Genomic DNA, 13,919 nt, shown 5'->3' on the forward strand with positions numbered 1-13,919 from the left:
GCGTTCGGCGAGGTCCGCCACGGTATCTGCTGCGTTCGCCTCGATCGTGATGTCGGGGGTGAACCCCGCCGCTGCGCAGCCGATATCCACGGCGGCACGGATTCCGGTGCCAACGGGCATCGACACGATCGGCTCGCCGTCCAGCTGATCCAGCGCCAGCCGCCGTCGTTTGGCCAGTCGATGCCCCAACGGCACCAGAGCAGCCAGGTTCTCACTGACAATGGTCATCGCCTCGAGCCCGTCGGGCGGTTCACCGGCGGCTCCGATCAGTGCAACATCGAGCTCACCCGAGCGGACCGTGTCGATCATTCGGTCCGAATTGCCTTCCTGGACGGCGATTTCCACGCCTGGATGATCTCGGTGGAACTTCTCCATGGCGATGAACAGCGGCCTTATGGTGCAGCCGATCACCATGCCGATGCTGAGTCGCCCGCGCAACAGGCCGGCGACTTCGTCCACCGCCTCCTGCACGCTTGAGGCTGCCGCAAGTGCGGCACGGGCGGGCTCGAGTGCGGCCGCGCCGGCCGCCGTCAACCTCGCGATCCGTGTCGAACGGTCGAACAGCTGATGGCCGAGCTCACGCTCGAGCTGGCGTATCTGGGCGCTGACGCCCGATTGGCTGATGTGAACGCGTTGTGCCGCCCGAGTGAAATTCGCCTCCTCCGCCACCGCAACGAAGTACTGCAACTGCCGCAATTCCATAATAAGAGATTATAGTTTGTGGAAGAACAATCTGTTGGACTTCTGAATATTCTCCGTGCAAGGTGGAGTCATCGAACGAAATCGAGACGGAAGGACGACAATGACAACCCGCGAGAAGGCGCTCTGCCCTGAGGATTTGACCCGACTCTTCGTCGACCGCTCCAACGCTGGCGACGCCGAAGGAGTCGCTCTGCTTTACGAGGAAGACGCGATGCTCGCCTACCCTCCGGGTGGGCAGACCGTGGGCAGAGCGGCGATTCAGACCCTATGGGAGAAGGTGCTGGCCAACCGGCCACACTTCGAACCGGAAGAGCCGCTGCCGACCTTGATCGTGGGTGACATCGCGCTGACCTCAACGGCGCCCAAGGATGACGCCGGCGCCCGCGCCCAGGTCGTTCGCCGGCAGACCGACGGCAGCTGGCTACGTGTACTCGATCAACCCGAGTTCACTGCGGGCCCGTGAACGACCGGCCGAACACTCGATCGAGAGATACCCAATGAGCGATGGCGTGCGTTCGACAGCTGCCAGGTACTTCATCGCCTGGAAGACCAGGGATTTCCACAGCTTGCGGTCGATCCTCGCCGATGACGTGAGCTTCCGCGGCCCGCTTGGTACAGCGGACGGCAAAGAGGACTGCGTGGCCGGCCTCGAACGCATGGCGCAGATGCTTACCGACATCGACATCGTCAAGGTGTTCGTCGAAGAAACCGACGTGCTGACGTGGTTCAACCTGCACACCGAGAGGGCCTCCCCGACACCGACGGCCAACTGGATGCACATCGTCGACGGCAAGATCGCCCGAATCCGGGTCACCTTCGACCCACGCGAGCTCATCGCACAGATGTAATCAGTGTCCTGGGACCAGCGGCGTCGCAGTTGGTCAGTTCACGAAGTTCAAGCCCAGCAAGGGCATAACCATCGTCAGCCTGCTGCGAGACCACCTCTCGCGGTTGGGCGTTCCGATACTCGGCGGTTTGCCGCTCGGCCACGGCGACCACCCCGCAACCGTGCCACTCGGAGCAGTAGCGACTCTGGACACTGCGGCTAACACCCTGATCGTCGAGTGATGAGCTCCGGCAGCCTCATTGGCCGGACCGAAGTACACTCGTCAGTGTTCTCGACCTCGCCACTCCACATCGCCTGGCCGCACGTTCACGTGGAATCGCTTGAGCCCCCAGCCGTCAGAGACGGCGAAGAACACCTTCTTGGGTCTACCGAACGTCGTGGTCGTAAGCACCGTTCCGCGGCAGCCCACGGGTACGAGCGGAACGTCCATGCCTTCGATCTGTCGGCGCGCAGTGACTGCGTCGCCCTTGCGACACCGCATTGTCCGAATCCCCCTCGGTTTTCCCGGACCGGGCAGACCACAGGATGCTGTAGTCGCACAGTCGTACTCGGCAATACTCATTGTGACAATTCGGCCCCGACGTTGGCAATCGATTTTGCCGCACCGGTCTCATGAATGACCTTGAAGGTCAGATTCGTTTCAGGCATTCGCGCATGGCAGCTAACAGCTGTTCGCTTGCCAGGACCGAAGTCGCGGTTGCGGCTCCGTGCCCGCCTCTCGCAACGCTGCTTCCACGAAGCGGCCCTTTGCCTCCATATACGCCTCGCGGTCATCGCGATACGCCTCGGCGAGACGGTATTTCAACAGTTCGTACCGTTGACGCAATTCGGGTTGCGATCGTAGGAGATCGCGAAACAGACGTAACTCCCGCAGGTGCGGGTCGTCGTGCTGGATGAGGTAGAGGTGATGGGTTCGAGCATCCGGCCGTGGACGCAAGAACCAGAGACGCCAAGAACGGTTCGGATCCGATGGCCACGACAGCCAGCCGGCCTCCTCGAGGATCGGCACCGCACGGTGTGCTTCGGGCAGGGACGTGACCGGGGCCAGCATGTCGACGATCGGTTTGGATGCCAGTCCTGGCACCGAGGTAGATCCGACGTGCTCTATCGGCGCTGACAGCCAGCGTCCCAACGCCATCGATACCCGGTCACGCTGCTCGGCGAACGCCCTCTGCCAATCTGCGTCGTAGTCGGCGATCTCGATCGCCGTATCGGCCATCAACCCAAACTAGTTCGTCGTGGCTGAGTCGCACGATTGAGATCGTGCTAAGCCGCGTCGAGGCTGTCGGCGCTGCACACCACGATCACCTGGGTGTCGCATACCTGGCTCAGCAGGCGGCTGCCGTTCTTGATCATGCTGGCTCCTTGGTCGTAGACATCACACACCCCCTGCCGTAATGCCCTCGTCGAGGGAATAGCGTGCGATTCATGGCCGACTACCGCTTCGTCACGTACGAGACCCTCGACGAGGGCACCATCGCCCGGATCATGCTCAACCGACCCGACCAGCGCAACGCGCAGCAACGCGGTCTGCTCGTCGAACTCAACGAAGCGTTCCTCGAAGCGGAGGCCGACGACAACGTCCGCGTCGTGATCCTCGGCGGCAACGGGCCGATGTTCTCCTCGGGCCACGACCTGGGGTCGAAGCAGTCGATGTCGGAGTACACGCCCGGTCCCGATCAGCACCCCAGCTTCCAGGTGAACGGAGCGACGCGCGAGGGCGCCGAGAAGCTCATGCTGCAGGAGTGGCATCACTTCTTCGAGAACACCCGCCGGTGGCGCAACCTGCGCAAGATCACCGTCGCCCAGGTGCACGGCGAGGTGTACGCCGCGGCGCTGATGCTGATGTGGGCCTGCGACCTGATCGTAGCCGCGGACAACACGCGCTTCGCCGACGTCGTCGGCACTCGGCTCGGGATGTGCGGCGTCGAGTACTTTGCCCACCCCTGGGAGTTCGGGCCGCGAAAGACCAAGGAACTCATGCTCACTGGCGATTCATTGTCGGTCGACGAGGCCCATCAGCTCGGCATGGTGTCGAAGGTGTTCCCCGCCGACGAACTGGCCGACCGCACGTTGGAGTTCGCCCGCCGCATCGCGAAGGTGCCCACGATGGCGGCGCTGCTGATCAAGGAGTCGGTCAACCAGACCATGGACAACCAGGGTTTCTACAACTCGCTCAACGCCTGCTTCACCCTGCACCAGCTCAACCACAGCCACTGGTCGCAGGCGCATGGTGGTGGGTTCCCGGTCGCGAACGAATCCGACGGTGTCCCGAACTGGCGTGAGGCGCCGCCGGTCGTCAATTCGGTCAAGGACAAAGTCAGGGCTGACGGCTAGCGGGCGCAATCCGCAACCCCACGCCCAGCGACGAGCGCAGCACTCACAGCCACTTCTCAGCCGCGCCTTGGGCTTTGCCTAAGAGCCCCCGGCACCGTTGAACCATGACCGCTGTTGTGCCATCGCCGACACAGCCGCCCGCCGACGCCTCCGACAGGCCGCGTCCGCGGCGGCAACGTATCGCGCTCGGTGTGATGGTCGCGGTCGCCGCCGGGAGTTCGCTATTTCTGCTCGCCGACCCGCAAAGCGGAGCGGGGTGGGTGCACTGGGGCGCGTCGGTGATGACTTTGGCCGCAGCGTGCGCCGCGCTCGCCGTCGGGCAGCTCTCCTGGGAGCACACCGTCGGGACCGCCCGCGCCGCCGGTCTGGTGGCCCGACCCGCCGGCACGCAGTCCTGATCGGGTCTAACGGCTCTCCCGGCCTGCGCCTGCGCCGGCGTGGGTGCGGGTGATGGCCGGTTCGACGTATCCGGCGTCGCGCGTCGCCCGGCGTACCGCGTCGGCGACCGATTGCTGCTCGGAGGCGGGAACCAGGGCGATCACACACCCGCCGAAGCCACCCCCGGTCATGCGTGCTCCCAGTGCCCCGGCCGCTACCGCGGTATCGGCGATGAGATCGATGTGGTCTGTGGTGATGGCGAAGTCATCACGCATCGACGCCTGGGAGGCGGTGAAGTTTCGGCCCACCTCGGTGAAGTCGGAATCCCGCAGCGCTGCAACGACATCGAGGACGCGTTGGTTGTCGGTGAGGATGTGCCGGGCGCGGCGGGCATCGACCGGGTCGTGCACCGCAGTCAGGGCCGACGGCCCGCTCTGCTGCGCCTCACGCAGGGAGGAGAGCCCCAGATCGGCGGCGACGCGTTCGCAGGCCTTGCGACGTTCGGCGTATTCGCCGCCGGCGTGGCGGTGCGGGGCGCGGGAGTTGATCAGTAGCAACGCGACGTCGGAGGCGTCGGGATCGAACAGCACGGGTGCGACGGTGGTGTCCAGGAAGTCGATCAGCAGAGCGTGGCGCGGCGCACCGAACAGCGAGGCCAGTTGGTCAAGCAGACCCGTTGGGGCGCCGACGTAGTCATTCTCGGCGCGCTGCGCGATCCGCGCCATGTCGATGCGGTCCACCCCGACCCCTGCTGCGGTGACCAGCGCGCCGAGGGCCGCGCATTCCAGCGCCGCCGACGAAGCCAGCCCCGATCCCATCTCCACGCCACTGGTGACCGCAAGGACACCTCCGGGGACCCGGTGCCCGGCGCGGCGCAGTGCCCACACCACCCCGGCGACGTAGGCCGCCCAGCCGGTGACCCCGCCCGGGGAGGTGTCGAGCGGTATCCGTACCTCGCCGCCGTCACGGTCACTGCGCACCGTGATCGCCTCGCCGTCGCCGGGTTCGAACGTCGCCACGGTGCGCTCCGGAAGCGCGATGGGCAAGGCGAAACCCAGGTTGTAGTCGGTGTGCTCACCGATTAAGTTGATCCGGCCCGGTGCCGAATACGTGATCACGCGGTTGGCATCGATGATGCTCACACCTCCCGCAACCGCGCGGCGACGCTCTCGGGTGTCACGTCGCTGATGAACGCGTCCATCGCCGACTCGGAGCCGGCCAGGAACTTCAGTTTGGTGGCGCTGCGCCGCACCGACATCAGCTCGACGTGAAAGTAGCCGTCCCGTTGCACATCGGTGTGGGCGTACTGATGCAGCGCCGAAATGTAGGGCAGCGGTGTCGGATACATTCGGTCGAACCGGCGCAGGACGTCGAGGTAGATGTCGGCGAACCCGTCCAATTCCGCGTCATCGAGATCGGTGAGGTTGTGCACGAATCTGTTCGGATAGATGTGCACCTCCACCGGCCAGCGCGCGGCGAACGGCACGAACGCGGTGAACAGTGCGGTTCGTGCGATGACACGACTGCCGTCGGTCAACTCGTGGGCGAGGAGGTCGGCAAACAGGTTGGTGCCGTTGCGTTCCCGGTGTGCCCGGGCCTGGCGCAGCATGTCCGCGGCGCGCGGCGCCAGATGGGGGTAGGCGTAGATCTGCCCGTGCGGATGGGTCAGCGTGACCCCGATCTCCTCGCCGCGGTTCTCGAAGCAGAACACCTGCTCGATTCCGGGGCGGTTCATCAGGTCGGCGGTGCGGTGCCGCCAGGCCTGCACGACCAGGCGGGCGTGCCGGGGTGCGAGTTCGGCGAATGATGCGTCGTGGCTGGGAGAGAACGAGATCACCTCGCAGCGGCCGTGACCAGGCGCCGTGACGAACCCGGTGCCGTCGATGCGGGGCGGCGCGGCGGCCGGTCCGTCCGCCCCGGCCAGGCTGGGGAAGCGGTTCTCGAAGACGACGACGTCGTAATCGGGGGCGGGCACTTCGCTGGTCAGTCCGGACGGGCCAGGGCACAACGGGCAGTCGCCGGCGACCGGCTTGTACGTGCGGTCCTGGCGCAGCGCCGCGATGATCACCCACTGACCGGTTTGGCGGTCAAAACGTAACTCGGACTGGTCATGTACCCGCTGCGGCAGTGGCCGTCGATCTCGTACCGGTGCCGGGAGGTGATCCGGCAGTGCGAAGAACAGCAGGTCGCGGCCGTCGGCCAGAGTCCACGCCGTCGGGGTGGTCGTGTGGCCAGTCATCGCGCTGCGCCCACCTCGGCGATCAGGAGGTAGCCGACCTGCGCGCCGACGGCGGCCCGATCATCCTCGGCCAGACCGTCGTCGACGATCAGCGTGTGGACCTGCGTCAGCCGCGCGAACACGTTGGTGCCGACTTCGCAGTACTTGGTGTGATCGGCCAGCACCACCAGCCGGCCGGCGATGTCGATCAGTGCCCGGTTCGTCTGCGCCTCAGCGATATTCGGGGACGTCAAGCCGGCCTTGCGGTCGAATCCGTGCACGCCCAGGTAGGTGGCGTCCACCCGGAACGACGCGATCGCCGCATCGGCGACCGGCCCGACCAGCGCATCCGACGGAGTGCGGACACCACCGCTGAGGTAGACCAGTGGAGCATCGCTGCCGGCACCGGATGGATCGGTCATTTCGCGGAAAACGCTGATGGAGTTGGTGATCACGGTGATCGAAGGCCGCTGCCGCAGAACGCGGGCCAGTTCGGTGGTCGTGGTGCCTGCGCCGATCGCGATGGTCATGCCGTCCTCGACGGATTCGGCGGCCAGCGCCGCGATGGCCGCCTTCTGCGCCCGCTGCTGACCGGCCTTCACCGACGACCATGGTTCCTCGCCCCGCTTGTGGCGGGTCACCGCGCCGCCGTGCACCTTGCGCAACAGTTCCTGTGCGTCCAGGGCATCGAGGTCACGGCGGACGGTCATCTCGGACACGTCGAGATCGGCGGCCAGGTCGGCCACCCGGACCGCACCGGCGGAATGCAGGACACGCAGAATCAGGCCGCGTCGTTCGTCGGCAAGCATCGCCGGAGGCCTCCTCCCTGTGCGCTGTGGTCGTACAGTCCCAGGTAAAACGAACAATAACAAACATGACAACCCCCGAGCTGAAGACGATCACGGTTCGAGGTGTTGCTTTCTGTTTGTTAAAGTAAGAACATGTGAAGTGATCCGCATCACTCGACGAATGGAGTTCATCGATGACGGCCACCGTGCTGGCAGCTGAGAACGTACTGCGGGTCAACGTCGGAGTACTGGACTACGTGCTGATCGCGGTCTACTTCGTCTTCGTTCTCGGCATTGGTTACATGGCCCGCAGCCAGATCTCCTCGAGCCTCGACTTCTTCCTGTCCGGGCGCCGTCTGCCCGCCTGGGTCACGGGTGTGGCGTTCGTATCGGCCAATCTGGGCGCCGTCGAGATCATGGGCATGTCGGCCAACGGCGCCCAGGTCGGGCTGGCGACCGTGCACTACTACTGGATCGGCGCCGTCCCGGCGATGCTGTTCCTCGGCGTGGTGATGATGCCGTTCTACTACGGCTCGAAGGTGCGCAGCGTTCCCGAGTTCATGCGCCGCCGCTTCGGCACCGGCGCACACCTGGTGAACGCCATCAGCTTCGCCGTCGCCCAGGTGCTCATCGCCGGAGTCAACCTGTTCCTGCTCTCGACCATCATCAACGTGCTGCTCGGCTGGGAACGCTGGGTATCGCTGATCATCGCCGCCGCAATCGTGTTGACCTACACCGCGTTGGGCGGCCTGTCCGCGGCGATCTACAACGAAGTGCTGCAGTTCTTCGTGATCCTCGCCGCGCTGATCCCGCTGACCGTGTTCGGGCTGATCAAGGTCGGCGGATGGAATGGGCTGAAGGACAAGGTCATCGACGCCACCAAGTCCGACGGCTCGGTGACCGCGTCGGTGGGCGAGCAGCTGTCCTCTTGGCCAGGCCAGGCGCTCAGCGGTTTCAGTAGCCCGGTCTGGTCGGTGATCGGGATCGTGTTCGGGCTCGGATTCGTGCTGTCCTTCGGCTATTGGACGACCAACTTCGTCGAGGTCCAGCGCGCCATGGCATCGGACTCGATGTCGGCGGCACGGCGCGCGCCGATCATCGCGTCGTTCCCCAAGATGCTGGTCCCCTTCGTGGTGGTGGTGCCAGGCATGATCGCCGCCGCGACGATCGGGGACATGATCCATCTGAAGGCCACCGGCTCGGGCGGCGTCACCTACAACGACGCCATGCTGCTGATGATCCGCGACATCCTGCCCAACGGTCTGATCGGCGTTGCCGTCGCCGGTCTGATGGCGTCCTTCATGGCGGGCATGGCCGCGAACATCTCGGCGTTCAATGCCGTTCTGAGCTATGACATCTGGCAGCAGTACGTGGCCAAGGACCGATCCGACGACTACTACATCAAGGTGGGCCGGTACGCGACGGTGGCTGCGACGATCCTGGCGATCTTCACTGCCCTGATCGCCGCGGGTTACTCCAACCTGATGGATTACCTGCAGACCCTGTTCGGGTTCTTCAACGCACCGCTGTTCGCGACCTTCATCCTTGGCATGTTCTGGAAGCGGATGACCGCCACCGCCGGCTGGGCCGGCTTGGTGGCCGGAACGCTGGCCGCGGTGACCGTGTTCATCCTGTCCAAGGTCGGCATCATCGATCTGCCAGGGCAGGGTATGCCCTTCCTGGCTGCCACCGCCGCGTTCATCGTCGACATCGCCGTCAGCGTCGCCGTCAGCATGGTGACTACACCCAAACCGTCGGCCGATCTGGTCGGCTTCGTCTACTCCGAGACGCCGGTGGACATCCGCACCGATCCGGCCGACGCAGGCAGACCGTGGTTCCAGCGGCCGGTTCCGCTGGCCTCGGTGATGCTCGTCCTCGTCATCGCCCTCAACATCGTCTTCCACTGAGATCTCTGCGAGGAGCCACCATGACCCGACCACATCCCCGCCCGGTGTTGCTGCATCTGTTCGACATCCGCAACATCGTCGGTGCATTGCTCGCCATCTACGGCGTGCTGCTCACCATCGCCGGATTCGTGCCCGCCATTCTTGGCGACCACAACGATCCGGCCGCCGCGAACGACCGCACCGACCTGTACATCGGCACCGACGCGAACTGGTGGGTGGGGCTCATCCTGCTCGCCATCGGGGCCGTCTTCTTCGCCTGGGCCTTGCTGCGCCCGCTGCGGCCCCAACAGGCCGAGCCGGCGTCCGGCGAGACGCCCGAGGCGCCATAGCTTCGATCGCGCGGAGTCAAGCGTTCTGGTCATCGGGCCATTGGAGGATGCCGGGTACCCGTTGCGGGTCTTCCCTCCGCGGCTAGATTGGGTAGACCAAGTCGTCAAGGGAGTCGATTCATGACCGCTACCGTGTCCACCCAACCCGTGTACCAAGTCGTCAATCCGGCAACCGGTGCCGTTGGCGAGACATTCGACATCGCCAGCGCCGACGAGGTCGAGGCGGCACTCGCCGACTCCGCGGCGGCGTATCGCTCATGGCAGGCCGTCCCGATCAGCGAACGGGCGAGGATCGTGGCCCGCGTCGGGGAGCTCTTCAAGGAGCACGCCAACCGACTCGGCGCCATCGCCACCGAGGAGATGGGCAAGCCCCTGCCCGAAGCGGTCGGCGAAGCCGACTTCTGCGGCGACATCTTCGACTACTTCGCCACCGAGGGTCCGGGGCTGGTGTCGGATCAGGAGATCAAGACGCTCTCGCATGGCAAGGCCTATGTCCAGAAGCTCCCGATCGGGCCGTTGCTCGGCATCATGCCCTGGAACTACCCCTTCTACCAGATCGCGCGATTCGCGGCCCCAAACCTGGTGTTGGGCAACACCGTAATCCTCAAGCACGCCGAGTCCGTGCCCAAGTCTGCGCTGGCCGTCCAGGAGATCATGGAAGAGGCGGGGGTTCCGCGTGGCGTGTACATCAACCTGTTCGCGTCCTATGAGCAGGTCGAACAGATCATCGGTGACCGTCGTGTCGTCGGGGTCTCGCTGACCGGTTCCGAGCGCGCCGGCTCGGTGGTGGCGGCAATCGCGGGCAAGAACCTGAAGAAGTGCGTGCTCGAGCTCGGCGGGTCCGACGCTTACGTGGTGCTCGACTCCGACGACGTGCCGGCGTCGGCCGATCTGGCGTGGGACACCAGAATTGGAAACACCGGGCAGGCCTGCAACTCCAACAAGCGGATGATCGTCACCAACGACATCTTCGAAGGTTTCGTCGGTCGGCTGGTCGAGCGGGCCAAGGCCCTCAAGCCGGGTGATCCGGCAGAGGCCGCGGACGGAACATTCGCGCCGCTGTCGTCGCGCAAGGCGGCCGAGACACTGGACGAGCAGGTTCAGGACGCCATCGCCAAGGGCGCGACGCTGCACGCCGGGGGAGTGCTCGGCGAGGGCCCTGCGGCCTACTATTCGCCCGCGGTCCTGACCGGCATCACACCCGAGATGCGGGCTTACCGCGAGGAGCTGTTCGGGCCCGTCGCGGTGGTCTACTCCGTTGCCAGCGACGACGAGGCGCTCGCGCTGGCCAACGACTCCGACTATGGGCTTGGTGGTGCAGTGTTCAGCACAGATCGCGAGCGTGCGGCGAAGATCGCCCAGCGTCTGGAATCGGGCATGGCCAACGTCAACACCCCCGCCAACGAAGGCCAAGAGGTGCCGTTCGGCGGCGTCAAGCGCAGCGGTTTCGGTCGTGAGCTCGGCCCGCTCGGGATGGACGAATTCGCCAACAAGCGGCTGTATTACGTCGCCGACTGAGCAGTAACGAGCGAAGCGGCTACTTCAGGGAGCTGCCCGCGCCGATCAATGGGTAGCGTGTGGAACATCTGGCAGATCGGCGCGCAATGAAGTGCGAGTCGGACGGTGCCGCATCGAAGTTCAGGGAGGCGAGCAGGTCGGACCGGAGATCGGGCACGCACTGACTGTAAGCGAAATTCTACCGGTGCGAGAATGCGATTCTCACGCTAGCTGGCGGCGAATCCGTTCGCGCAGAAATCCCACACTTCGTCGGCCGAAATGGGCTCGACCGTGGCGTCATCCTCACCGCTGTACTGCGCGACGAACATCACCGTCTGCATGGTCATGGCCGCCCACCGCTTGGGATTGATCTCGGGGCGCAGCTTGCCAGCCTCGGCGGCACCCTCCATCAGCTCGATGAGCAGCGCCAACAGCGGCGCGTGGGCGATCTTGACCTCGGACGGATGGGACACCAGAAGGCGCGGCGCGAAGTCCGTGAACAGTGGCCTTCTCGCCGCGGGGTCGGGACGCGATGACTCGAAGAGCAGCTCGATGGCGACCTTCAGCCGCTCAATGGGATCGGACTGACCGGCCGTAGCGGCGCGGATCTGCTCGGCCGACCGGCTGAGCGCATCCTCGAACAACGCGAGAAGCAACTCGTGCTTACCGTCGAACTGCAGGTAGAAGCTCCGCAGCGACTGACGGGAGCGGTCGACTACTTCTTGCACGGTGAAGTCCGTGGTGCCCTTCTCGATGATGATTGCCTGGGCCGCATCGAGGAAGCGCTGCACCCGTTGCGCGGCACGCAGTTTCGCCGTCTTGATCGACCGTTCGACTGCGCGCTGCTTCCACGCCGGTTCTTCGCTGGGGCTGCTCACCAGCTGCTCGGAGGCGGGCTGATTGGGGAGAACATGGATGAACTGTACCGGAGAACGCTTGGGCATTGCGGTGCTAGACCCCCTTGCAGCCAACGTGCCTGAGATTGTAACTTTCTCATGACGAGAATACTATTCTCATTCACGCCATTAAAGAAGACCTATGAGAAAAGGCACGTTCCGCCCGTTTTGCCGCCTGACGGCGCCGGAGATTGAGGCGCTGGACCGGCCATCGTCGTCGTCCCACGTGCCTGGTTGGTCCGCTACGGCCCATGGCCGCTGACGTCGCGTAGAGTCCCGATCCGCTCCCCAGCGAAGGTCCCCGAGTCAGAATGGGTACTCCCGGCCAACGCGTCGTGGCGCGTAGTAGGAGGAAGCATGCCGCTGGCGCCCGGTCAGACCTTCGCTGGGTACACCATCGTGAGGCAGCTGGGAACGGGAGGAATGGGCGAGGTGTATCTCGCCGAGCATCCCCGACTGCCCCGGCAAGAGGCCATCAAGATCCTGCGGAGGGACGTCAGCGCCGACGACGAATACCGTGAACGGTTCGAGCGCGAAGCCGACATGGTCGCCCGGCTCTACCACCCCAGCATCGTGGGAATCCACGACCGCGGCGAGTTCGACGATCAACTGTGGATATCGATGGACTATGTGGAGGGCACCGACGCCGGGCAGTTCCTGCAGGAGAGGTATCGCCACGGGATGCCGCCGGACGACGTCGTGCGGCTGGTCGGCGAGGTTGCGGGCGCGCTCGATTATGCGCACCAAAAGCTTCTGCTGCACCGCGACGTCAAGCCCGCCAACATCTTGCTGACCGACCTCGACTCGCGACGGCCACGCGCACTCCTGGCCGACTTCGGGATTGCCAGGCGCCTCGACGACGCCACCCGTCTGACCGCGACCACCATGACGGTCGGGACGGTTGCCTATGCTGCGCCAGAACAACTGATGGGGACCAAGATCGACGGGCGGGCCGATCAGTATGCGTTGGCCGCCACGGCTTTCCATCTCCTCACCGGCATGCCGTTGTTCCACGATGCCAATCCGGCGGTCGTGATCAGCAAGCACCTCACCGCACCGCCACCCGAAATCGCCAAGCGCCGGCCGGAGTTGTCTCACCTCGGCCCGGTCTTTTCGAAGGCACTGGCGAAGTCGCCCGATGATCGTTACGACACCTGCGCCGACTTCGCCGCGGCGCTGCGCGCCCGCATCGGAACCATTGCAGAGGAACTCGGAGTCAACGACGCGACACAACGGGCACCGGCGTCGTCGCCACACCGGACCCGTCCGCCGAAACCGCGACAACGCCAGGTGGTGGTGGTCGCCGTGCTGGCAGCACTGGCCGTGCTCGGCGTTGGTGTCGCTGCGTACTTCATCACCGGACGGGACGAGCAAGGGTCCGCGGCAGCACCGCCCGCGCGCTCCGCAACCCAGGTACCGGGTGCGCCCGCTCCGAACCCTCCCGTGGTGCCGGTGGTCCTGATCGGGGCCGACTGCGCAACGCTCGGCGCCGCCGGACAGACCTCCACCGGTCAGCCCGCGTACTGCGCCCGACTGCCGAGCACCGGTGACGCCATGTGGTCCGTGTACTCCGGTCAGGTGCCCGACCCGACCGCAGTCCCGGCACCGGGTGACCCGACGTACACGCCCGGCGTCGAACAACAGGTTCGGGTGTGCGTCCAGGAAACGGGCCAGGACCGGCTGACGTGCCGGGAGAACGTCCGGCGCGGCAACCTCGTCGGGCCGCCGTAGCCGACCTCAGAGCTGTACGAGGAGGAGTGCGGATCCGCCGGTGCGGACGTTTTTGTACCGGCGAACCCGACTGTGTGCAAGTGTTTTTCGATGTGTAGGAGAGTGCAGTGACGGGCGGGATGAACTTCGAGCTGACCGAGGATCAGGAGCTGATCCGCAAATCCGTTGCAGAGCTGGCGGGGAAGTTCGACGATCAGTACTGGATGGAGAAGGACCAGAAGCACGAATTCCCCAGGAGTTCTACGACGCCATCGTCGGCGGCGGCTGGCTGGGCATGACCATCCCCGAG

The 13,919-nt window shown here is 65.2% G+C and carries 14 protein-coding genes and 2 pseudogenes; 10 read left to right on the forward strand and 6 right to left on the reverse strand.

The window, feature by feature from the left end:
- A partial coding sequence (locus QOC69_RS09560) for a LysR family transcriptional regulator (protein ID WP_526438734.1) occupies window positions 1-702 on the reverse strand: 702 nt, incomplete at its 3' end.
- A 100-nt stretch (window positions 703-802) separates the two neighbouring features.
- Here QOC69_RS09560 and QOC69_RS09565 point away from each other — a divergent pair.
- The 3 genes and pseudogenes from QOC69_RS09565 to QOC69_RS09575 all read left to right on the forward strand — a co-directional run.
- Window positions 803-1,165: a nuclear transport factor 2 family protein gene (locus QOC69_RS09565; protein WP_526438736.1), complete on the forward strand. Its 363-nt coding sequence runs from the start codon at window positions 803-805 to the stop codon at window positions 1,163-1,165.
- 46 nt (window positions 1,166-1,211) lie between these two features.
- Window positions 1,212-1,550 carry a nuclear transport factor 2 family protein gene (locus QOC69_RS09570; protein WP_526438738.1) on the forward strand — a complete coding sequence of 113 codons (339 nt, stop codon included), beginning with the start codon at window positions 1,212-1,214 and terminating at the stop codon, window positions 1,548-1,550.
- A 22-nt stretch (window positions 1,551-1,572) separates the two neighbouring features.
- Window positions 1,573-1,770 (forward strand): annotated as a pseudogene (locus QOC69_RS09575) (hypothetical protein); the annotation flags it as partial.
- A gap of 440 nt (window positions 1,771-2,210) precedes the next feature.
- Here QOC69_RS09575 and QOC69_RS09580 read toward each other — a convergent pair.
- A complete protein-coding gene (locus QOC69_RS09580) occupies window positions 2,211-2,768 on the reverse strand; it encodes a GrpB family protein (protein ID WP_526438740.1) in 558 nt (185 codons plus the stop codon).
- 209 nt (window positions 2,769-2,977) lie between these two features.
- Here QOC69_RS09580 and QOC69_RS09585 point away from each other — a divergent pair, with 209 nt between their 5' ends.
- Together QOC69_RS09585 and QOC69_RS09590 are read left to right on the forward strand one after the other, a co-directional pair.
- The gene (locus QOC69_RS09585) at window positions 2,978-3,886 is read left to right on the forward strand and encodes an enoyl-CoA hydratase/isomerase family protein (protein WP_526438742.1); all 909 of its coding nucleotides are present in this window, start codon (window positions 2,978-2,980) and stop codon (window positions 3,884-3,886) included.
- 104 nt (window positions 3,887-3,990) lie between these two features.
- Window positions 3,991-4,284: a hypothetical protein gene (locus tag QOC69_RS09590; RefSeq protein WP_526438744.1), complete on the forward strand. Its 294-nt coding sequence runs from the start codon at window positions 3,991-3,993 to the stop codon at window positions 4,282-4,284.
- A 6-nt stretch (window positions 4,285-4,290) separates the two neighbouring features.
- Here QOC69_RS09590 and QOC69_RS09595 read toward each other — a convergent pair whose 3' ends face one another.
- The 3 genes from QOC69_RS09595 to QOC69_RS09605 are packed head-to-tail and all read right to left on the reverse strand — an operon-like array spanning window position 4,291 to window position 7,291.
- Window positions 4,291-5,397: a galactokinase gene (locus tag QOC69_RS09595; RefSeq protein ID WP_526438760.1), complete on the reverse strand. Its 1,107-nt coding sequence runs from the start codon at window positions 5,395-5,397 to the stop codon at window positions 4,291-4,293.
- 5 nt (window positions 5,398-5,402) lie between these two features.
- Window positions 5,403-6,503 carry a galactose-1-phosphate uridylyltransferase gene (gene galT / locus QOC69_RS09600; protein ID WP_526438746.1) on the reverse strand — a complete coding sequence of 367 codons (1,101 nt, stop codon included), beginning with the start codon at window positions 6,501-6,503 and terminating at the stop codon, window positions 5,403-5,405.
- The gene (locus QOC69_RS09605; RefSeq protein WP_526438748.1) at window positions 6,500-7,291 is read right to left on the reverse strand and encodes a DeoR/GlpR family DNA-binding transcription regulator; all 792 of its coding nucleotides are present in this window, start codon (window positions 7,289-7,291) and stop codon (window positions 6,500-6,502) included. The genes galT and QOC69_RS09605 overlap by 4 nt, the downstream gene beginning before the upstream one ends.
- 173 nt (window positions 7,292-7,464) lie before the next feature.
- On the opposite strand from QOC69_RS09605, the gene QOC69_RS09610 reads away from it, so the two are divergent.
- From QOC69_RS09610 to QOC69_RS09620, 3 genes are all read left to right on the forward strand, one after another.
- Window positions 7,465-9,177, forward strand: a complete 1,713-nt coding sequence (locus tag QOC69_RS09610) for a sodium:solute symporter family protein (RefSeq protein WP_526438750.1) — start codon at window positions 7,465-7,467, stop codon at window positions 9,175-9,177.
- Window positions 9,178-9,197: 20 nt separating this feature from the next.
- The gene (locus tag QOC69_RS09615) at window positions 9,198-9,506 is read left to right on the forward strand and encodes an Asp23/Gls24 family envelope stress response protein (RefSeq protein WP_526438752.1); all 309 of its coding nucleotides are present in this window, start codon (window positions 9,198-9,200) and stop codon (window positions 9,504-9,506) included.
- Window positions 9,507-9,626: 120 nt separating this feature from the next.
- Window positions 9,627-11,024 carry an NAD-dependent succinate-semialdehyde dehydrogenase gene (locus QOC69_RS09620; protein ID WP_526438754.1) on the forward strand — a complete coding sequence of 466 codons (1,398 nt, stop codon included), beginning with the start codon at window positions 9,627-9,629 and terminating at the stop codon, window positions 11,022-11,024.
- A gap of 206 nt (window positions 11,025-11,230) precedes the next feature.
- Here QOC69_RS09620 and QOC69_RS09625 read toward each other — a convergent pair whose 3' ends face one another.
- Entirely contained in the window at window positions 11,231-11,947 is a 717-nt protein-coding gene (locus QOC69_RS09625; protein ID WP_526438756.1) for a TetR/AcrR family transcriptional regulator, read from the reverse strand.
- Window positions 11,948-12,256: 309 nt separating this feature from the next.
- Here QOC69_RS09625 and QOC69_RS09630 point away from each other — a divergent pair, with 309 nt between their 5' ends.
- Window positions 12,257-13,630, forward strand: coding sequence for a serine/threonine-protein kinase (locus QOC69_RS09630; protein ID WP_526438758.1), 1,374 nt, complete (start codon window positions 12,257-12,259; stop codon window positions 13,628-13,630).
- 119 nt (window positions 13,631-13,749) lie between these two features.
- A pseudogene (locus QOC69_RS09635) lies at window positions 13,750-13,919 on the forward strand (acyl-CoA dehydrogenase family protein); the annotation flags it as partial.

Source organism: Mycobacterium sp., assembly GCF_032162105.1.
GTDB lineage: Bacteria > Actinomycetota > Actinomycetes > Mycobacteriales > Mycobacteriaceae > Mycobacterium.